This is a genomic window from Butyrivibrio proteoclasticus B316 (assembly GCF_000145035.1).
Taxonomy (GTDB): domain Bacteria; phylum Bacillota; class Clostridia; order Lachnospirales; family Lachnospiraceae; genus Butyrivibrio; species Butyrivibrio proteoclasticus.
In genome coordinates, this window is sequence record NC_014387.1 from 1,175,899 (window position 1) to 1,195,609 (window position 19,711).

Genomic DNA, 19,711 nt, shown 5'->3' on the forward strand with positions numbered 1-19,711 from the left:
ATAACAGTAACTGATAATAAGGAGAACTATGATAGTAAGCGTACTTATTTTCTTTATAATTTTTGGAGTGCTTGTAGCTTCTCATGAGTTTGGTCATTTTATTGTGGCCAAGTCGGGAGGCATCAGAGTCAATGAGTTTTTTATTGGAATGGGGCCGACTATTTGGAAGAAACAAAAGGGAGAGACTCTCTACAGCATCAAGCTTTTGCCAATTGGCGGTGCATGTGTTTTTGACGGAATGGACCCGATTGCTGAAGAGAAGGAAGGCTATGATGAGCGTTCATTCTTAAATGCACCTGTCTGGAGAAGGATTGCAACTCTTTTTGCAGGCCCTTTTGCTAATTTCATAATTGCGTATATTCTTGCAGTCGTTCTGGTCAATTTTTCTACCTGGGATTTCCCTGTTATCAGCAATATGACAGAAGATTCTGCTGCTGTAGAAGCTGGAATGCAGGTTGGAGATAAGTTCATAAGTGTCGATGGCGAGAAGGTTTATATGGCCGGAGAGGTTACACTCATATCGCAGTTTGCCGAGGGAAGCCCAATGGAGATTGTGTATGAGAGAGATGGCCAGAGATATACAACAACTCTTCAGCCCAAGTACAGCGATGAAGCTCACAGATATTATATGGGAATTTACCTTGGCGAATACGGCGAAGTCAAGGGACCTCAGTCACTTAAATACGCCTGGTATAACGTAAGATACTACTTTAAGGCAACCTACAGAAGTCTGGCTCTTTTGTTTAAGGGAAGACTTACTGCTGATGATGTCTCCGGCCCTGTAGGAATGGTCAAGATGGTAGATGATACCTATGAAGAGGTCAAGCCTTATGGAATATCAGCAGTTGTACTTACAATGCTGTCCCTGACAGTGCTTTTGTCTGTAAACCTTGGTGTGATGAATCTTTTACCGATTCCTGCACTTGATGGCGGAAGGCTTGTGTTCCAGTTCATAGAAGTTATTTTTGGAAAACCTGTTCCACCGGAAAAAGAGGGCTTTGTACACATGATAGGTATGGTGGCTCTTCTGGGGCTTATGGTTTTTGTACTGTTTAATGATATTACTAAGTTTACAAGGTAAGGAGCGTTCTATGGCATATAGAGATAATACTAAGGTTATTCATATAGGTGACAGAGTGATAGGAGGAGGTAATCCTATTCTCATTCAGTCCATGACTAATACCAGAACAGAGGATGTTAAGGCTACAGTTGAACAGATCAAGAGGCTTGAGGAAGCTGGTTGTGAGATCATCAGATGCACTGTGCCAAATGCAGAAGCAGCAGCCGCTGTCAAAGAGATCAAGAAGCAGATAAGTATTCCTCTTGTCGCAGATATACATTTTGACTACAAGATGGCTATTGCTGCTATGGAAAATGGTGCTGACAAGATCAGGATCAATCCCGGGAATATCGGCTCAAGAGACAGAATTGCAGCAGTTGTAGCTTGCGCCAAGGAGAGAAATATTCCGATCAGAGTCGGCGTTAACAGCGGTTCTTTGGAAAAGAATCTTGTTGAAAAATATGGCGGAGTAACTGCCGAAGGCCTTGTGGAGAGTGCACTTGATAAGATTGGAATTATCGAGGATCTCGGCTATGACAATATGGTAGTCAGCATCAAGTCTTCCAATGTTATGCTCTGTGCAAAGGCACACGAACTTTTGGCAGCAAAATGCCAGTATCCGCTTCATGTAGGAATTACTGAAGCCGGAACTTTATATGGCGGCAATATCAAGTCATCTGTTGGCCTTGGCATTATTTTAAGTCAGGGAATAGGAGATACTATCAGAGTGTCTCTTTCAGGAGATCCTGTTGAAGAAATCAAAACAGCCAAGCTCATTCTCAAGACTCTTGGCCTTCGCAAGGGCGGAATAGAGGTTGTTTCATGCCCTACGTGCGGCAGAACCAAGATTGATCTGATCGGACTTGCCAATCAGGTAGAGACACTTGTTCAGAAGTATCCTCTTGATATCAAAGTGGCTGTAATGGGCTGCGCCGTTAACGGACCTGGTGAAGCCAAGGAAGCAGATATAGGTATCGCAGGAGGAGATGGCGAAGGACTTCTTATCAAAAAAGGTGAAATTATCAAAAAAGTTCCTGAAAGCGAACTTTTAAATGTCCTTAAGTCAGAACTTGATAATTGGTCTGACAATAAGTGATTGTACATATCTGAAATTATTGATACGTCAAGGAGCCTTCAAAGGTATTTTTGACAGGGAAATGGTATGAGTAAGAGTTTTTTTGATGTTTTTCCTGCGCTTAAGCTGGATGCGGGGACCAAAGAGATCATGGAACAGACCATGGTTGAAAAGGTATCCACCACGAGGAAGCAGGATTTTATTAGAATATATATTTCCAGTAACAAACTGATAGATAAATCTGACATTCTCAAGACTGAATCCGGAATCAAGAAGCAGCTCTTTGGAAATCAGGATCTAACGGTCAAGATTTACGAGAAGTTTAGCTTGTCAGCGCAGTATACTCCTGAGAACCTGATTGATTTGTACAGAGAGAGTATAGAGATGGAACTGAAAGACTATGACCATATGGAATATAGTCTTTTTCGTTCTGCCCAGTTTGTGTATCCTGATGATGATAATATTGTAGTTCAGCTTGAAGATAGCGTAGTTGGCAAGAAGAAAGCTCCAGATCTGGTGAGAGTTTTATCCAAGATCATTAATGAGAGATGTGGCCTTACAGCCGCTATTTCTCCTGAGTTTGTCAAGATTGAAAAAGAGGAAGCTGAACCTGACTATACAGAAGAAGCTACGATACTTGCTAAAAAGCTTGAGGCTGTTGAACAGGAAGCTATTGAGAAGAAAAAAGAAAGAGAAGAAAAGAAGGCCGCTAAAGAAGCTGAGAAAAATGGCGGAAAGTCTTTTGCTGAAGGAAATGCCCAGGGAGCTAAGAGCCAGGAGAAGACTCAGGCAGGAACTACTGCGGAGGGTGCCAAGAGCTCTTTTGCTGGAAAAGGAAAATGGAGCGGCAGAAGGTCAGACTTTGGAGGCGGATTCAAGAAGTCAGATAATCCTGATGTTATTTTTGGAAGAGATTTTGATGATGAAGTAATGAAGCTGGTTGATCTTGTGGGAGAACTTGGCGAAGTTACTATTCATGGCCAGATAACAGCTTTTGAGCAGAGAGATATCAGAAATGAGAAGAGTATCCTCATTTACGATATTACTGATTTTACAGATTCTATTACAGTTAAGATGTTCATTAAGACTGAGGATGCGCCTGAAGTTACCAAGGATATCAAGAAGGGAGCTTTTGTTAAGGTCAAGGGTATTGCTGCAGTTGATAAGTTTGACCACGAGCTGTCGATTCAGTCTGTTGTAGGAGTCAAGAAGATTCCGGATTTTACAACCAAGCGTAAGGACAATGCTGAGGTTAAGCGTGTAGAGCTTCATTGCCATACCAAGATGAGCGACATGGATGGTGTTTCCGAGGTCAAAGATATAGTTAAACAGGCCTATAAGTGGGGAATGCCGGGAATTGCCATTACGGACCATGGCGTTGTTCAGGCTCTTACTGATGCCAACCATGTGTGGGAGGATCTGTATTCCGGAGAGAATAAGAGAAGAAAAGAAGCCGGTGAGCCACCGATAGAGAGGCAGGATTTCTTTAAACTTGTTCTTGGTGTTGAGGCGTATCTTGTTGATGATCTCAAGGAGATTGTTGTTAATGACAAGGGACAGCCACTTGATGACACTACATTTGTAGTATTTGATATAGAGACAACAGGTTTTTCACCTATTAAGAACAGAATTATAGAGATTGGTGCTGTTAAGATCAGAAATGGCGAGATATTAGAGAGATTTTCAGAATTTATCAACCCTCAGGTTCCTATTCCATACAGGATTGAGAAGCTTACCAGCATTACTGATGAAATGGTAATGGATGCGCCTACAAGGGAAGTTATTATCCCTAAGTTTGTTGAGTTCTGCAAAGATGCTGTTCTTGTAGGACATAACGTTGCTTTTGATATAAGCTTTATAAATCAGAACTGTCAGGACCTTGGAATAGATGTTGATTATACGACAGTTGATACCCTGTGGCTTGCGAGATATTTTTTCCCGCTTCAGGCCAAGCATACTCTGGATGCAGTTGCCAAGACTCTTAATGTAGTGCTTGATCACCATCACAGAGCTGTCGATGATGCAGAGTGTACAGCCCTTATCTTTAACAAGTTTATTCCTATGCTCAAGGAACAGAAGGCTGAGAATCTGACAGATGTTAATATTCTGGGTAAGCCTACACCTGAGATGATAAGGCACCTTCGCCCCAATCACTGTATCATTCTTGCCAAGAATACTTTGGGAAGGGTTAATCTTTATACCCTTGTCAGCAAGTCACATATAGATTACTTCAGAAGATTCCCGCTTATTCCTAAGAGTGAACTTTTGAAGTATAGAGAGGGACTCATAATAGGAAGCGCATGCTGTGCAGGAGAGTTGTATGGAGCAGTTGTAGAGGGAAGACCACCTGAGGAGATAGCTGGCCTTGTAAACTTCTATGATTATCTGGAAATCCAGCCTGTAGGTAATAACCACTTTATGGTTGATTCCGATAGATATGAGGATATTAATTCTGATGATGATATCAGAGAGATCAATAAAGAAATAGTAAGGCTTGGAGAGCAGTTCAACAAGCCTGTTGTTGCCACCTGTGATGCTCATTTCCTCAATCCCGAGGATGAGATATACAGAACCATCATCATGGCCGGAAAAGGTATGAATGATGAGGAGCCTGCACCTCTTTTCCTCAGAACCACAGAGGAGATGATGGCAGAGTTTGACTATCTTGGCGGTGACAAGGCCAAAGAGATTGTAATTGATAACACCAGAAAAATTCTGGATATGTGCGATAGTATTTCTCCTGTTCGTCCGGATAAGTGTCCGCCTGTAATTGAGAATAGTGATGAAATACTGACCAAGATCTGTTATGACAAGGCTCATGAAATATACGGTGAAGAACTACCTGAGATAGTTCAGGAGCGACTTGAGAGAGAGCTTAACTCTATTATCAAGAATGGATTCGCCGTTATGTATATTATTGCCCAGAAGCTTGTTTGGAAATCCAATGAGGACGGATATCTGGTAGGTTCGAGAGGTTCTGTTGGATCTTCTTTCGTTGCGTTTACGTCAGGTATCACAGAGGTTAACTCTCTTAGTCCTCATTACGTGTGCCCTAAGTGCAAGTACAGCGATTTTGATTCACCGGAAGTCCTTGCATTTGGCGGTAATTCGGGCTGCGATATGCCTGACAAGAGATGTCCTAAGTGCGGAACAATGATGTACAAGGACGGCTTTGATATTCCTTTCGAGACATTCCTTGGATTCAAGGGTGACAAGGAGCCTGATATCGACCTTAACTTCTCTGGAGAGTATCAGTCCAAGGCTCATAAGTATACAGAGGTTATCTTCGGCTATGGACAGACCTTCAGAGCCGGAACTATCGCTTCGCTTGCTGATAAGACAGCATTTGGATTTGTCAAAAAGTACTATGACGGTATAGGAGCAAGTAAAAGAAAAAGCGAGATAAACAGAATTGTTCAGGGATGTACCGGAATCAGACGTGGTACAGGCCAGCATCCGGGAGGAATCATAGTTCTTCCTGTGGGAGAGAATATTAATTCCTTCTGTCCTGTTCAGCATCCTGCCAATGACATGACAACGGCAACAATTACTACACATTACGATTATCACTCAATCGACCATAACCTGCTCAAGCTCGATATCCTGGGACACGATGATCCTACAATGATCAGATTCCTTCAGGACTGCACTGGACTTGATCCTAAGCTTGTTCCTTTGGATGACAAGAACGTAATGAGTCTTTTTATGAATACAACGGCTCTTAATGTTACTCCTGAACAGCTGGGTGGAACCAAGCTTGGATGCCTTGGACTTCCTGAGTTTGGTACTGACTTTGCTATGCAGATGGTTATCGATGCAGGACCTTCATCTTTATCGCACCTTATCAGAATTTCAGGTCTGTCTCATGGTACGGACGTTTGGCTTGGCAATGCACAGACTTTGATCCAGGAAGGAACTGCAACTATCGATACCTGTATCTGCTGTCGAGACGATATAATGATCTACCTGATTCAGAAGGGACTTGATAAGTCAGAGTCCTTCAAGATCATGGAGGCTGTTCGAAAGGGTAAGGTTGCCGGAGGCAAAGAGAAGAACTGGCCTGAATGGAAAAAAGATATGATCGAGCATGGCGTTCCGGACTGGTACATATGGTCCTGCGAGAAGATCAAGTACATGTTCCCTAAGGCCCATGCGGCAGCTTACGTTATGATGGCATGGCGTATTGCTTACTTTAAGGTGTATATTCCTCAGGCTTTTTATGCTGCGTGGTTTAGTATCAGGGCCAAGGCCTTTAACTATGAGCATATGTGCCTTGGAGAAAATCATCTTCATGCGATCATGCGTGAATATCAGAATAAAAAGGATGAGCTTACAAATGCTCAGCAGGCTGAATATGGAGATATGAGACTTGTTGAGGAAATGTATGAACGAGGCATTGAATTCATGCCTATAGACATTTTCAAGGTTAAGTCCAGAGATTTCCAGGTTATCGGAGATAAGATCATGCCTGCCCTTACCAGCATAGACGGTATGGGTGAGAAGGCTGCTGACCAGATAGTAGAAGCAGCCAAGGACGGTCCGTTTTTGTCCAAGGATGATTTCAGGCAGAGAACAAAGTGCCCACAGGGTGTTATTGAGAAAATGGCAGATATGGGACTTTTGGGAGATATACCTGATTCCAACCAGATCAGCTTGTTTGATCTTATGAAGTTCTGAGATAGTTTAAAGAAGTACATAGAAAGATTGGTTACAAGGGAGATATGAGTATGAAAAAAAGTAGCTACAAGTTTATTTTGTCAGGGGTGTTTTTTGCTTTATTTCTTGTTTTGATAGCACTTATCAAGACTTATGATGTGGCAGCTATCGGACCTGAGGAAACAGAAATAGGATTTTCACATCTAAATGGTGCTGTACATGAGTTCTTTGGATACAGCAAGTTCTGGTATTTTCTGACACAGATATTTGGCCTTTTGGCTATTGGAGTTGTGCTGCAGTATGCAGTAGCGGGAGCTTATCAGCTTATTAAGAGAAAGAGCCTTGCAAGAGTAGATGCGCCTATTCTGTTACTTGGAGGATTATACATAGTAGTATTTGGGTTATATGGTCTCTTTGAAAAAGTCATCATCAATTACAGACCAATAATAGAAGAGGATGCGGAGCACGTTGAAGCGTCATTTCCTTCATCTCACACAATGCTTGTATGTGTTGTAATGGGAGCGCTGATACTCATGATCAATAAGTACAGATTGCAGGCATCCAGTAGTGACAGATTGATAATAAGGATCATTGCTGCGGTTGTGATTGTTCTTACTGTGATAGGAAGACTTGTATGTGGTGTCCACTGGTTTACTGATATTCTTGGTGGCGTCCTTATAAGTGCAACGCTGTTATTTCTTTTTTCAGGACTGCTTGATAAAATCGAAATTAAAAGATGATGATATAGATTTGTAGGATTGCGAAAATGATGTTGATCATGGAACAATTCATATATCAAATAATTACTATGATACAGGTGCCAAGATAATAATTGGCATCTGTTTTCTTTTGTAAAAAGAAAACAATGTAGTTATTTGATGATTTGAAATGTGATTTTGAGAATTTTTCCAGAAAAAATATCCCACGAAAACTGCATAAATACAGGCTTTTTGAAAATATTTGCAAAAAAAATAAAAAAAATTAAAAAAAAGTGCTTGCATTATTTTCTAAGTTGGGATAATATAAACAAGTCGCCGCGATACAGCAGCGACAAACAAGAACAAGCCTCGTTGGTCAAGCGGTTAAGACGCTGCCCTCTCACGGCAGAATCAGCGGTTCGATTCCGCTACGAGGTACTGACTGTTTAATAACAGCCCAACCCGAATCCCAGATCACTTAGTGATTTGGGTTTTTTTGTATGATAAGTAATTTAACCCGCATTTACTGTTATACAAATGATCGCAACTGTCATATTTGACAGAATATCACTACTGTGCTAGTATACATAAGTAAACATAAGATTATTACTAGAGTAGAAGTGGACTTTCGCGAGTCCACTTTAATTATGTCCGGAAATAAGTTTAATGTAATAAGGAGCACAATATGTCCAAAAAAGACGATATTGAGAAGAAAACAGAAGCGCTTCTTACTCCAATTGCGGAAGCAAACGGTGTACGTGTTTATGATGTGGAATACGTCAAGGAAGCCGGAGAATGGTATTTGAGAGCCTATATCGACAAGGATGGCGGTGTTGATATCAATGAGTGTGTTGATGTTAGCCATGCACTTTCGGATGCGCTCGATGTGGATGATTTCATTGAAGAGGCATATACCCTGGAGGTGAGCAGTCCCGGACTTGGCAGACAGCTCAAGAAGGACAGACACTTTGCTAACAGCATTGGACAGGATGTTGAACTCAAACTCTTTAAACCAAGAGATGGTGTCAAGGAATTTGCCGGAACACTTAAGAGTTTTGATGATACTACAGTAACTGTAACTATTAATGATATAGACGAAACATTTATTAGAAAAGAGATATCAGTGATTAAGCTTGCTCTAGATTTTTGACAATCCTATGAGCGGAAAAAGGAGATTACGATGAGTAATGAATTAATGGATGCCCTTGACCTTTTAGAGAAGGAGAAGAACATCAGCAAGGATTCTCTGTTTGATGCAATTGAGAATTCCCTTATCACAGCCTGCAAGAACAACTTCGGCAAGGCTGATAATATCAGAGTAGAGGTTGACAGAAATAACTGTGACTTCAAGTGCTACGCAGATAAGGAAGTTGTAGAGACTGCAGATGATGTTATGGATCCTCAGATTGAGATCAGCCTGGATGATGCCAAGAAGATCAGCAAGAAGGCTAAGGTTGGCGATATCGTAGCAGTATCACTTAACTCCAAGGAGTTTGGACGTATTGCAACACAGAATGCCAAGAACGTTATCCTTCAGAAAATCCGTGAGGAAGAGCGTGGCGCAATCTATAATGAATACTTTGAAAAAGAGCATGACATCGTAACCGGTGTTGTTCAGAGATTTATCGGCAAGAATATTTCAATCAACCTTGGACGTGCAGATGCTATTCTTAATGAGAATGAGCAGGTTAAGGGAGAGGTTTACAGACCTACACAGAGACTTAGAGTATATGTCCTTGAGGTTAAGAATGGTTCTAAGGGACCTAGAATTCTTGTATCACGTACACATCCTGATCTTGTTAAGAGACTCTTTGAGCAGGAAGTTGCTGAGATCCAGGACGGAACAGTAGAGATCAAGTCAATCGCAAGAGAAGCTGGAAGCCGTACTAAGATCGCTGTTTATTCAACCAATCCTAACGTAGATGCAGTTGGTGCATGCGTTGGTGTTAACGGTGCAAGAGTAAACCTTATCGTAGATGAGCTGGGCGGCGAGAAGATAGATGTTATCAACTGGGATGAGAACCCTGGTAACCTTATTCAGAATGCTCTTTCACCAGCCAAGATCGTTGCAGTATTTGCTGATCCTGATGAGAAGAGTGCCAAGGTTGTAGTTCCTGATTATCAGCTTTCACTTGCAATTGGCAAGGAAGGTCAGAATGCAAGACTTGCTGCAAGACTTACAGGATACAAGATAGATATCAAGAGTGAGACTCAGGCTAAGGATGCTCCTGGATTCCGTATGGAAGACTACCTCGATGATGAAGATTACGATGAGTATGAAGAGGGCGAGTACGAGGAAGGCGAGTACGAAGAGACTGAGAATACAGAAGAGTAATCCCTCGTTGTACTATCTTTCAGGAGTAGGAGATATATGCAAAAGAAAATTCCCTTGAGGAAGTGTGTCGGTTGCGGTGAGATGAAAGAAAAGAAGGAAATGATCAGAGTCTTGAAAACACCTGAAGACGAGATCATTCTGGATACCACTGGCAGAGCCAATGGAAGAGGTGCTTATTTGTGTAATGATCCGGACTGCCTTAAGAAGGCAATCAAGAATAAGGGCCTTGAGAGATCTCTCAAATCACGGATACCGGAGGAAGTTTCAATTAGGCTACAAAAGGAGCTTGGTTAAATATTGGAATCTAATAAAACTTATTCTTTACTGGGGCTGTGTATGCGAGCGGGTAAGCTAAAGAGCGGAGAATTTGCTGTTCTTGAAGCGATACGGGCGCATAAAGCGCAGCTGGTTATTGTGAGCGAGGATGCTTCTGATAACACCAGGAAACAATTTAAGGATAAATGTAGTTATTATGACGTGCCTATAGTTTTCTTTGGAACCAAGGAGGACTTAGGGCATGCAATAGGTAAGGATGTTCGAACAAGTCTGGCTATAACAGACAAAGGCTTTGCACAGTCGCTTCGGAAGAACTTACAGTTGCCATTAGATGCTACTGATGGTGACGACTTACATTCGGCAAACAGAAATACGGAGGAAATGTAATGGCAAAAATAAAAATATCCGATCTTGCATTTGAGCTTGGATGCGAAGGTAAAGAGCTTATAAGCTTTTTGCAGGAAAAAGGCATTGAGGCAAAACGTTCGAACAGTTCTATAGAGGAGGCAGACGCTGAAGTTGCACGTAAGCACTTTAGTGGCAATTCTGCTAAAAAGGAAGAAGCACCTAAGAAAGAAGCTGAAAAGGCTCCTGAGAAGCCTGCAAAAGCTGCTGAGAAGCCGGCTAAACCAGCTGAAGGTTCAGATAAGCCTGCTGGCGATGGCCTCAAGAAAAAGAAGAAAATAATCATGGTTACTAATGCAGGCAATTCTAAGATGGGCGGCTTTAATAACCAGAATAATTCAGGCAATGGTGGAAATAACCAGCGCCGTGACAATAACAGAGGTGGTAACAACCAGCCTCAGCGTAAACAGTTTGCGCAGTCTCAGAACGTTTACCATCCAATCAAGCCACTTACAGCTCCTTCACAGCTTGATAGCTACAATTCACCTATCAAGAAAATACCTGCTCCGGCTCCCAAGAAGGAAGCTCCTGTTCAGACACCTGTACAGGAACAGCCCAAGCCACAGGTTCAGGAGCAGCCTAAGACACCTGTACAGGAGCAGCCTAAGGCACCTGTAACAAGTGCACCTGCAGAGAATGTGAGCAGAGATAATCAGTCATTTAGAAATGATAGAAATGACAGAAACGACAGAAATGACAGAAATGATCGTGGCGATAGAAATAATCGCAATGATAGAAACTCCGGCTTTAACAGAAACGGAGATAGAAATCAGAACGGTCAGGGCGGATTTAGAAGAGATAATAATAACGGCCAGGGCGGATTCAGAAGAGATAACAACGCCCAGGGCGGATCATTTAACCGCGACAATAATAACAGAGGCGGATTTAATCAGGGCCAGGGTGGCGCTGGTAAATTTGTCGGCAAGAATGATAAGTTCGGCGGTAAGTTCGATGGAAAGCGCGGAGACAGAAACGATAGAGGACCAGCTTTCGAAGCACCTGCTAAAGAGGGTGGAAACCATAGAGACGAAGAAAAACGTCGTATGGGCCAGGAGAAGGATAAGAGAAACAAGAAGGATCTTGCTTATGAGCAGGAAGAGATGATGCCAAGAAGTAAGAGAGTCGGCAGATTCATCAAACCTGAAGTCAAGAAGGTCGAGGAACCTGAAGAGCAGATCAAGGTTATCACTATCCCTGAGAAAGTTTCTATCAAGGAACTTGCTGAGAAGATGAGAATGCAGCCTTCAGTTATTATCAAGAAGCTCTTTATGGCAGGCCAGATTTCTACAGTTAATACAGAGCTCTCATATGAAGAGGCTGAGAATATTGCAATGGAATACGAGATTCTTTGCGAAAAGGAAGTTCCGGTTGATGTTATTGAAGAACTTCTTAAGGAAGAGGAAGATGCTCCTGAGACACTTCAGAAGAGACCTCCTGTTGTCTGCGTAATGGGTCACGTAGACCATGGTAAGACATCACTTCTTGATGCTATCCGTAAGACATCTGTAACAGACAGAGAGGCGGGCGGTATCACACAGAGAATAGGTGCTTATACTGTATCAGTTAATGATCAGAAGATTACATTCCTTGATACACCAGGTCATGAAGCGTTCACAGCTATGCGTATGCGTGGTGCTAATTCAACAGATATCGCAGTTCTTGTAGTTGCTGCGGATGATGGTGTAATGCCACAGACAGTAGAAGCTATCAACCATGCTAAGGCAGCAGAGGTAGAAATCATTGTTGCTGTCAACAAGATTGATAAGCCAAATGCAAATGTAGACAGAGTTAAGCAGGAAATGACCGAGTATGGTCTCATTTCTACAGATTGGGGCGGAACAACAGAATTTGTTCCTGTATCAGCCAAGTCAGGAGAAGGTATTGAAGACCTTCTTGAGACAATCATTCTTACAGCTGATATCCTTGAGCTCAAGGCTAATCCTAACAGAGAAGCAAGAGGTCTTGTACTTGAGGCAAGACTTGATAAGGGCCGTGGTCCTGTAGCTAACGTACTTGTTCAGAAGGGTACACTTCATGTTGGAGATTTCATTTCAGCAGGAGCAAGTTCGGGTAAGGTAAGAGCTATGGTTGATGATAAGGGCAACAAGCTTAAGGAAGCTAAGCCTTCACAGCCTGTTGAGATCCTTGGTCTTTCAGATGTTCCTAATGCCGGTGAGGTATTCCTTGGACATGCTACAGATAAGCTTGCCAAGCAGTATGCTAATACATACCTTCAGCAGCATAAGAAAGATCTTATCGAAGAAACTAAGGCGAAGATGTCACTTGATGATCTGTACTCCAAGATTGAGGAAGGCAGACTTCAGGAACTTGATATTATCATCAAGGCAGACGTTCAGGGTAGCGTAGAGGCTCTTAAGCAGTCACTTCTTAAGCTCTCTAACGAAGAAGTTGTTGTTAAGGTTATACATGGTGGTGTTGGTGCGATCAACGAGTCAGATGTAACACTTGCAGCTGCATCAAACGCTATTATCATCGGATTTGATGTTCGCCCTGATGCTACAGCTAAGAGCATGGCTGAGCATGAAGGTGTTGAGATCAAGCTCTACAAGGTTATCTACCAGGCTATCGAAGAGATCGAGTATGCTATGAAGGGTATGCTTGCTCCTATCTATGAGGAGAGAGTAACAGGACATGCAGAAGTTCGTCAGATCTTCAAGGCATCCAAGGTTGGTAACATTGCCGGTGCATTTGTTAAGGATGGTGTCATCAAGAAAGAGTGCAAGGTTCGTATTCAGAGAGATGGCGAACAGATCTTCGAGGGTGATCTTGCTTCACTTAAGAGATTCAAAGATGATGTCAAGGAAGTTAAAGAAGGCTTCGAGTGTGGTCTTGTATTTGATGGATTTGATTCAATCCATGAAGGCGACTTCGTAGAAGCATACGAGATGGTAGAAGTACCTAGAACCTAATGATATAAGATCAATCATGGTCATGGCTATAAGCCTTAATGAAGCATTCCTGAATGTTAAAGTTCAAGAATGCTTCATGGCCTTGAACAGCGAATATCATGGAGATAATACATTATGAGAAAAAATAGTAACAAGAATAAAAGAATTAACGGTGAGGTTATGAAAGTAATTTCAGAGGCCCTCCGTTACAGCAAAGATCCAAGAATCAGCCCTATGACATCTGTAATGGATGTTGAGGTTGCACCAGATCTTAAGACATGTAAGGTTTGGGTGACCGTAATGGGTGATGATGAGGACAGAGCAAGGACAGCAGAAGGTCTTAAGAGTGCAGCAGGATATGTTCGCAGCACCCTGGCCAAAGAGCTCAACATGAGATATACTCCGGAAATCAGATTTATCATGGATGATTCAATTGAGTATGCAATCAATATGTCCAAGAAGATTGACGAAGTTACTGCCAAGGATAATGAGGCTAGAGTTGCCCGTGGTGAGGAAATCGAAGAAGCTGATTCTGTAGAAGATAGCGAAGAAGAGGATTTCTAATCCTACATTAGTTTAGAGTTGAATTGAGGAAGGTTGTTATAAATGAGAATTGATGATCATATGAATGGTGTAAAAACAGTTGCGATTGCAGGTCATGTAAGACCTGACGGTGACTGCATTGGCTCCAGTATGGGATTATATCTTTATTTTCAAAAGAATTATCCCGATGTAAGAGTAGATGTTTTTCTTGAGGATATTCCTGAGGAATTTCTTTTTATCAAGGATGCAGACAAGATAAACCATACTTTTACAACTGATGTTGAGAGCTATGACCTTTTTATATGTATCGACTGTGAAAAGGGTAGAACAGGCGAAGCAGAGAAAATCTTTGATGCTGCCAAGAAAACTATCAATATTGATCATCATATCAGTAACACAGGAACTGGAGATGTAACTTATATAGTTCCTACTTCAAGTTCAGCCTGCGAACTTGCTTACGATGTAATGGACAAGGATAAGCTTGATATTAATATTGCACAGGCTCTTTATACAGGAATGGTAACAGATACAGGTGTGTTCAAATACAACAGCACATCTCCCAAGACTTATGAAATCGCCGGTAAGCTTATTTCATATGGCTTTGATTTTACCTGGCTTATTGACCATGTTTTCTATGAGAAGACCTATCTTCAGAATCAGATTCTTGGAAGAGCGCTTCTTGAGAGCATTACTCTTATGGACGGTAAGGTTATTGCTTCCGTTGTTTCCAGACAAACTATGGACTTCTATGGCGTAACCGGAAGTGATCTTGATGGAATAGTTAATCAGCTCATGTTCACTATTGGAACGGATGTATCTATTTTTATGTATGAAGATGAGCCTATGATGTACAGAGTAAGTCTTCGCAGTAATGGTAATATTGATGTATCAAGGGTTGCCAAGCTTCTTGGCGGCGGCGGACATGTGAGAGCATCAGGATGTACACTTAATGGTACAGCTCACGATGCGATCAACAGCATTACCAAATACATTCAGCAGCAGTATGATGAGAAGAAATAATTCATAAACACATAGTCGCAGGATTAATCAGCACACTAGTCTTGCGGCTATTTTTTTAATCGATAAGATACAGGATTATATATGAACAAATACAACGGACTTATAAATATATATAAAGAAACAGGTTTTACCTCAAATGATGTGGTAGCTAAACTTCGCGGTATACTTCATCAAAAGAAAATCGGTCACACCGGTACTCTTGATCCTGATGCAACCGGAGTTTTGGTAGTTTGCCTTGGAACAGGTACCAAGCTTGTGGAGATGCTGACTGATCATGATAAAGAGTATATTGCAGTATGTAAGCTTGGAGTTACAACAGATACTCAGGATATGTCCGGGACTGTTTTGGAAGAGGCAGATGTACATGTCACAAGAGCACAGTTACATGAAGCTGTTCAGGCTTTTGTGGGAGAATATGACCAGATTCCGCCAATGTATTCAGCTATTAAGCAGAACGGCAAAAAGCTATATGAGCTTGCAAGAGAGGGAATAGAGGTAGAGCGTAAGCCAAGAAGAGTCAACATCAGTGCAATAACAATACTTGATGACAGTAATCTTGATAAAGATAATACTTTTGTTATGGAAGTTAAGTGCTCTAAAGGAACCTATATCAGAACTCTATGTCACGATATAGGATTAAGACTTGGCTGTGGTGCAGCTATGCAGAATCTTATGAGAACAAGAGTCGGAGCTTTTGCCCTTGATAGTGCGGTTAAACTGTCACAGGTAGAAGAAATGAGAGATAATGGAACGCTCGATTCTATCATTCAGTCTCCGGAATATATTTTTAAAGATCTTGATAAGATCCATGTCAAGGAATCATGCAGACTTCTTTTAGAAAATGGCAACAGCTTCCGAAGAGATAATATAATAAATGAAGATCCTGACGGAGTTAATGACACAGAGTATACGGATGAAATGTTTGTTGATGGCAATATGGTGCGTGTATATGCCCAGGATGAGACCTTCTTTGGAATATATAAGTATGACGCCAGAACCAGACAGTTCAAGGTTGATAAGTTCTTTTTTGAAAAGAACTAAGACTATATGGAATTGGATAACAAAATGCAGATAATTACTAGACTTGATGAACTTAATATAAATGACAAGACAGCTATCGCTATCGGCAAATTTGATGGCATTCATCTTGGACACAAAAAGCTTCTTAATCTGATACTTGATCAGAAACAGGACGGACTCAAGGCAACAGTATTTACCTTTGAGCCATCACCGGAGGAATTCTTTGTTGGTCATCCTGTTAAGCAGCTCTTTACCAGAAAAGAGAAAAGAAAAGCTTTTCAGGATATGGGAATCGATATCCTGGTTGAATTTCCGCTTAATGCAGAGACCGCAGCAACTCCACCTGAGGACTTTGTCAAAACTATATTGGTAGAGGATCTAAAGGCAGATTATATCGCAGCGGGTTGTGATGTATCTTTTGGCGATAAGGGAAGAGGAGATCAGCATCTTCTGCGCAATATGTCCAAGGAGCTTGGTTTTGAGCTATGCCTTATAGATAAGGTCATGCTCGATGGCGACGAAGTCAGCTCTACAAGAGTCAGAAACCAGATTGCAGATGGAAATATACCTATGGCAAAGAGGCTACTGGGAAATGATTATAGTATCTCAGGAATAGTAGAGCATGGAAGGCATCTGGGACACACGATCGGAATTCCTACTGTCAACATTATGCCTCCTGCAGGTAAACTCCTGCCTCCTTTTGGTGTGTACAGTAGCACAGTAGTCATTGATGAAGTGGAATATCACGGTATGACTAATATAGGACGTAAACCGACAGTTTCTAACGATAATCAGGTTGGTGTAGAAACATATATTTATGATTTTGATGCTGACGTATATGGAAAGAGCATAGAAGTTAAACTTCTAGAGTTTAAGAGACCTGAGATGAAGTTTGCGAGTGTCGATGAACTCAAGGCCCAGATGACAAGAGATATAGAGAACATTTCTAAATGAAATTATATTTTCTTAATAATTTTTAACTGTTTTTTAACAAAACTATATATGAAATTATGATAAAGTTTTTACGAGTTGAAATTTAATTACAGGGGATAAGTGTTATGAATTACAACCATAGAAACTTTACCAAGAAAATCAGCTTTTTGCTGGTAGCGCTCTTGATTGGCTTTAATACCTTTAGTTTGACCACTAGAGCAGCAGAGCCAACTATTCAGCTGTCTACCCGAAATACTGTTTCAAATGCTACTTCTTTAGAAAATACAGAGGGCAAAACTACTGTTGCAGATCTTAGAATAGATGAACTTGAGGAGCCTACCAGTGGCAAATTACTAGATAATTTTGCTAAAGTTAGGACTTCTCAGGGATTCTTTTGGAATATTCCTGTAATTTGGCTTGATGAAGCAGGGGAAATATCCAGTCTTTGTATTCCGGGCAAAAAATATGCACCAATCTTTGCATTCTATATTCCTGATAATTACATTGTTATAGGTCCAAACGGTTCATCTACTTTTAGTGTTAAACTCCCGGATTTTGTCGAAAAACTCTATGCGGAAAAACGCTTTCTTTCTGTAGTTAATCCGCTTTCAGGTATTACGTATATTACGACACCGTCTGTTGTAAGGATTCTTGGCTCTGAAAGAGGAGCAGGAATCTTTAATTCACCTGAGTTAAAAAATTATACATCTATCGCCAAGATGTCTTCTATGAGTGATCTTGTGGCAGTTGGAAATGCGATTAGCAGCGATATTCAGCAGTCCGCAGAAGAACTGAGTGATTCCTGGTATGCACAAAACAATTACGATTCAGAGTCGGGTAATCCCGGTACATCTGCAAATCAGGATGAAGGCAGTCAGGATGGAGAGTGGGATGATGAAGATGAAGAACCATTGGATGGAGGAGATGATGACGATCCTGATGAGCCGGATGAGCCCCAGGTTGACCTTGTTGCAATCCACTGTTCTCAAAATGTAATTGATGAGTTGGGAAGAGATATCGTGTCTAATTTTCTCAACCTGATCATGAATGTTGTAGAGCCGCAGGCAGTATATTGGCTCAAGGAAAGCTTCTCTTCCTATGGAGAGGGAGCTGCCAATAATGCTCTTGGAAAAGAAATAGGTCTTTATATTTATGACTCCAGATTTAAGAATGACCCTGACAAAGATAAAAATGGAGTCCTGGCTTATGTATCTTCTAAAATGACTACTGATGAAGAAGGTGATAGCATTTATGGATACTATGTAGCTGTAAATACGGAATCTCTTTATGAAAAAGCAGAAGATGGAAGTTATGAACTAAAAGCAGATGAAATTGACAATCTGAATAATACGCTTGTTCATGAAATGATGCACGCGTTCATGGACGATTATACAAGAACCGGTATGGAGGGGTATTCAAACGTTGCATTTGATTATACAGCTGATGAAAACAAATTCCCTACCTGGTTTATAGAAGGAAGTGCTACAAGTGTAGATAATGTCTATGCATACAGAAATGATATCTTTTGCGCTATGCATACAGATAGTGAAGATGCATTGTCTGACTATACCATTGATTCACTTCTTGAATATTACAAGAATTATAATGATGAAGAGTATGGATCTCCTAGTATAGATTCAACCAATAAGTACTATGATTCTACTAAGAATGCTGCAAGTGCTTATGTGTCCGGATATCTTGCATGTTTGTATCTGGCTGATCTGGCTGTCAATAAGGGATATGTTCAGGATATTACAACGTCAAGGTCCACTGATGAAGAAGGAAATGTATCCTTTAGCTCTTTTGCCATAAAAGGCGGATTTGACGCAATTCTTGGTAGGCTTCACGATGGCTATTCACTTGACTCTATTATTACTGATATATCAGATGGAAAATATACAAGCACTGAGAGTTTCCAGAATGCATTCCTGACCGGAACATATAATGAGGAGAGCAGAAATTACGAGAATTATGATGATTCAGCAACATTTTGCGTAGATTTTCTGAATTATCTAAACAGAGTTAGTAAAGATCTTACGGGAGATTCTGAAAATGTAGCGTTTGCAAATGGTTCAATTCTTTTAGACTTTAGCACGGAGTTAAAATCTCCGTTTTCCGGAGAACTGCCGGATGATATGCCACAACAGAGCATATTTACAATAGCTGATTCATGTGATCATGTTACTTCTACGGTTGATAATGATGTTGCCTGGCATTCTGCCGGAGTGAAAGGACCAGCTGTTCCGGATAATGATCAGAATGATGAAATTGATTCTGCATCGGAAGATGAAGGACAGATAGCAGCCAGAATTTCCGAGATAGTGGATACTTCAGGTACCTCTGATGAGGCAGTTGCAAGTAATAGTATTGATATGGCAAAAGAAATATCTGAGGATGCTTCTTCTGATATTGATATAGAAAAGGAGATAGCGACAGAAGCTCAGGATGAAGCATCAAAAGAATCTTCATCTGAATCCGGAGATGAACAGGAAGAATCTGCAACTGATAATAATGAAAATAAAGTTGTTGAGGATGCCCAGTGTACACCTACAGTAACTAATGATCAGACAAATATAACAGATACAAAATTCCCGGTTTCGAATGAAAACAGAGATGAGTCAGTTCCGGAGGATCCCAAGCCTCAGCTTCCAGATGAATCACAAGAAGACAATAATGACAACGAATCAGATGGAAGTAATGACGACGAAGCTAATGAGTCTGAAGAAAAACAAGAGGAAAGCAGCGAGTAACTTATCGTATAAAAAAGGAGTAAAGGCTGCA

General features: G+C 41.1%; 14 protein-coding genes and 1 tRNA gene. All 15 read left to right on the forward strand.

What is annotated here, in order from left to right; genetic code table 11:
- Nucleotides 1–28 precede the first annotated feature (28 nt).
- The 15 genes from rseP (at nucleotide 29) to BPR_RS04990 (ending at nucleotide 19,680) form a co-directional block, all read left to right on the forward strand.
- Complete coding sequence (gene rseP / locus BPR_RS04920; protein ID WP_013280356.1) at nucleotides 29–1,081, forward strand: RIP metalloprotease RseP; 1,053 nt, start codon at nucleotides 29–31, stop codon at nucleotides 1,079–1,081.
- A gap of 10 nt (nucleotides 1,082–1,091) precedes the next feature.
- The gene (gene ispG, locus BPR_RS04925; RefSeq protein WP_013280357.1) at nucleotides 1,092–2,156 is read left to right on the forward strand and encodes a flavodoxin-dependent (E)-4-hydroxy-3-methylbut-2-enyl-diphosphate synthase; all 1,065 of its coding nucleotides are present in this window, start codon (nucleotides 1,092–1,094) and stop codon (nucleotides 2,154–2,156) included.
- Between the two features lie 66 nt (nucleotides 2,157–2,222).
- Complete coding sequence (locus tag BPR_RS04930; RefSeq protein ID WP_013280358.1) at nucleotides 2,223–6,812, forward strand: PolC-type DNA polymerase III; 4,590 nt, start codon at nucleotides 2,223–2,225, stop codon at nucleotides 6,810–6,812.
- Nucleotides 6,813–6,862: 50 nt separating this feature from the next.
- A complete protein-coding gene (locus tag BPR_RS04935; protein WP_042256585.1) occupies nucleotides 6,863–7,531 on the forward strand; it encodes a phosphatase PAP2 family protein in 669 nt (222 codons plus the stop codon).
- 324 nt (nucleotides 7,532–7,855) lie between these two features.
- Nucleotides 7,856–7,927: transfer RNA gene (locus tag BPR_RS04940), tRNA-Glu, on the forward strand.
- 247 nt (nucleotides 7,928–8,174) lie between these two features.
- Nucleotides 8,175–8,639 carry a ribosome maturation factor RimP gene (locus BPR_RS04945; protein ID WP_013280360.1) on the forward strand — a complete coding sequence of 155 codons (465 nt, stop codon included), beginning with the start codon at nucleotides 8,175–8,177 and terminating at the stop codon, nucleotides 8,637–8,639.
- Nucleotides 8,640–8,669: 30 nt separating this feature from the next.
- Complete coding sequence (gene nusA / locus BPR_RS04950) at nucleotides 8,670–9,824, forward strand: transcription termination factor NusA (RefSeq protein WP_013280361.1); 1,155 nt, start codon at nucleotides 8,670–8,672, stop codon at nucleotides 9,822–9,824.
- Nucleotides 9,825–9,860: 36 nt separating this feature from the next.
- A complete protein-coding gene (gene rnpM / locus BPR_RS04955) occupies nucleotides 9,861–10,118 on the forward strand; it encodes an RNase P modulator RnpM (protein WP_013280362.1) in 258 nt (85 codons plus the stop codon).
- A gap of 3 nt (nucleotides 10,119–10,121) precedes the next feature.
- Entirely contained in the window at nucleotides 10,122–10,487 is a 366-nt protein-coding gene (locus tag BPR_RS04960; protein WP_081441739.1) for a L7Ae/L30e/S12e/Gadd45 family ribosomal protein, read from the forward strand.
- On the forward strand, nucleotides 10,487–13,435 hold the full coding sequence (gene infB, locus BPR_RS04965; protein ID WP_013280364.1) for a translation initiation factor IF-2: 2,949 nt from the start codon (nucleotides 10,487–10,489) through the stop codon (nucleotides 13,433–13,435). Before BPR_RS04960 ends, infB begins: the two co-directional genes overlap by 1 nt.
- Nucleotides 13,436–13,549: 114 nt before the next feature.
- Nucleotides 13,550–13,978 carry a 30S ribosome-binding factor RbfA gene (gene rbfA / locus BPR_RS04970; protein WP_013280365.1) on the forward strand — a complete coding sequence of 143 codons (429 nt, stop codon included), beginning with the start codon at nucleotides 13,550–13,552 and terminating at the stop codon, nucleotides 13,976–13,978.
- Nucleotides 13,979–14,020: 42 nt separating this feature from the next.
- Nucleotides 14,021–14,977 carry a DHH family phosphoesterase gene (locus BPR_RS04975; protein WP_013280366.1) on the forward strand — a complete coding sequence of 319 codons (957 nt, stop codon included), beginning with the start codon at nucleotides 14,021–14,023 and terminating at the stop codon, nucleotides 14,975–14,977.
- A gap of 81 nt (nucleotides 14,978–15,058) precedes the next feature.
- Nucleotides 15,059–16,018: a tRNA pseudouridine(55) synthase TruB gene (gene truB / locus BPR_RS04980; RefSeq protein WP_013280367.1), complete on the forward strand. Its 960-nt coding sequence runs from the start codon at nucleotides 15,059–15,061 to the stop codon at nucleotides 16,016–16,018.
- Nucleotides 16,019–16,042: 24 nt separating this feature from the next.
- Nucleotides 16,043–16,951, forward strand: a complete 909-nt coding sequence (locus tag BPR_RS04985; protein ID WP_042257631.1) for a bifunctional riboflavin kinase/FAD synthetase — start codon at nucleotides 16,043–16,045, stop codon at nucleotides 16,949–16,951.
- A 104-nt stretch (nucleotides 16,952–17,055) separates the two neighbouring features.
- Complete coding sequence (locus BPR_RS04990) at nucleotides 17,056–19,680, forward strand: hypothetical protein (RefSeq protein WP_013280369.1); 2,625 nt, start codon at nucleotides 17,056–17,058, stop codon at nucleotides 19,678–19,680.
- The last annotated feature ends 31 nt before the right edge of the window (nucleotides 19,681–19,711 follow it).

Excerpts from the sequence above, each read along its gene's own strand:
- rseP (WP_013280356.1), top strand. The coding sequence starts at position 29 with ATGATAGTAAGCGTACTTATTTTCTTTATAATTTTTGGAGTGCTTGTA.
- ispG (WP_013280357.1), top strand. The coding sequence starts at position 1,092 with ATGGCATATAGAGATAATACTAAGGTTATTCATATAGGTGACAGAGTG.
- BPR_RS04930 (WP_013280358.1), top strand. The coding sequence starts at position 2,223 with ATGAGTAAGAGTTTTTTTGATGTTTTTCCTGCGCTTAAGCTGGATGCG.
- BPR_RS04935 (WP_042256585.1), top strand. The coding sequence starts at position 6,863 with ATGAAAAAAAGTAGCTACAAGTTTATTTTGTCAGGGGTGTTTTTTGCT.
- BPR_RS04945 (WP_013280360.1), top strand. The coding sequence starts at position 8,175 with ATGTCCAAAAAAGACGATATTGAGAAGAAAACAGAAGCGCTTCTTACT.
- nusA (WP_013280361.1), top strand. The coding sequence starts at position 8,670 with ATGAGTAATGAATTAATGGATGCCCTTGACCTTTTAGAGAAGGAGAAG.
- rnpM (WP_013280362.1), top strand. The coding sequence starts at position 9,861 with ATGCAAAAGAAAATTCCCTTGAGGAAGTGTGTCGGTTGCGGTGAGATG.
- infB (WP_013280364.1), top strand. The coding sequence starts at position 10,487 with ATGGCAAAAATAAAAATATCCGATCTTGCATTTGAGCTTGGATGCGAA.
- rbfA (WP_013280365.1), top strand. The coding sequence starts at position 13,550 with ATGAGAAAAAATAGTAACAAGAATAAAAGAATTAACGGTGAGGTTATG.
- BPR_RS04975 (WP_013280366.1), top strand. The coding sequence starts at position 14,021 with ATGAGAATTGATGATCATATGAATGGTGTAAAAACAGTTGCGATTGCA.
- truB (WP_013280367.1), top strand. The coding sequence starts at position 15,059 with ATGAACAAATACAACGGACTTATAAATATATATAAAGAAACAGGTTTT.
- BPR_RS04985 (WP_042257631.1), top strand. The coding sequence starts at position 16,043 with ATGCAGATAATTACTAGACTTGATGAACTTAATATAAATGACAAGACA.
- BPR_RS04990 (WP_013280369.1), top strand. The coding sequence starts at position 17,056 with ATGAATTACAACCATAGAAACTTTACCAAGAAAATCAGCTTTTTGCTG.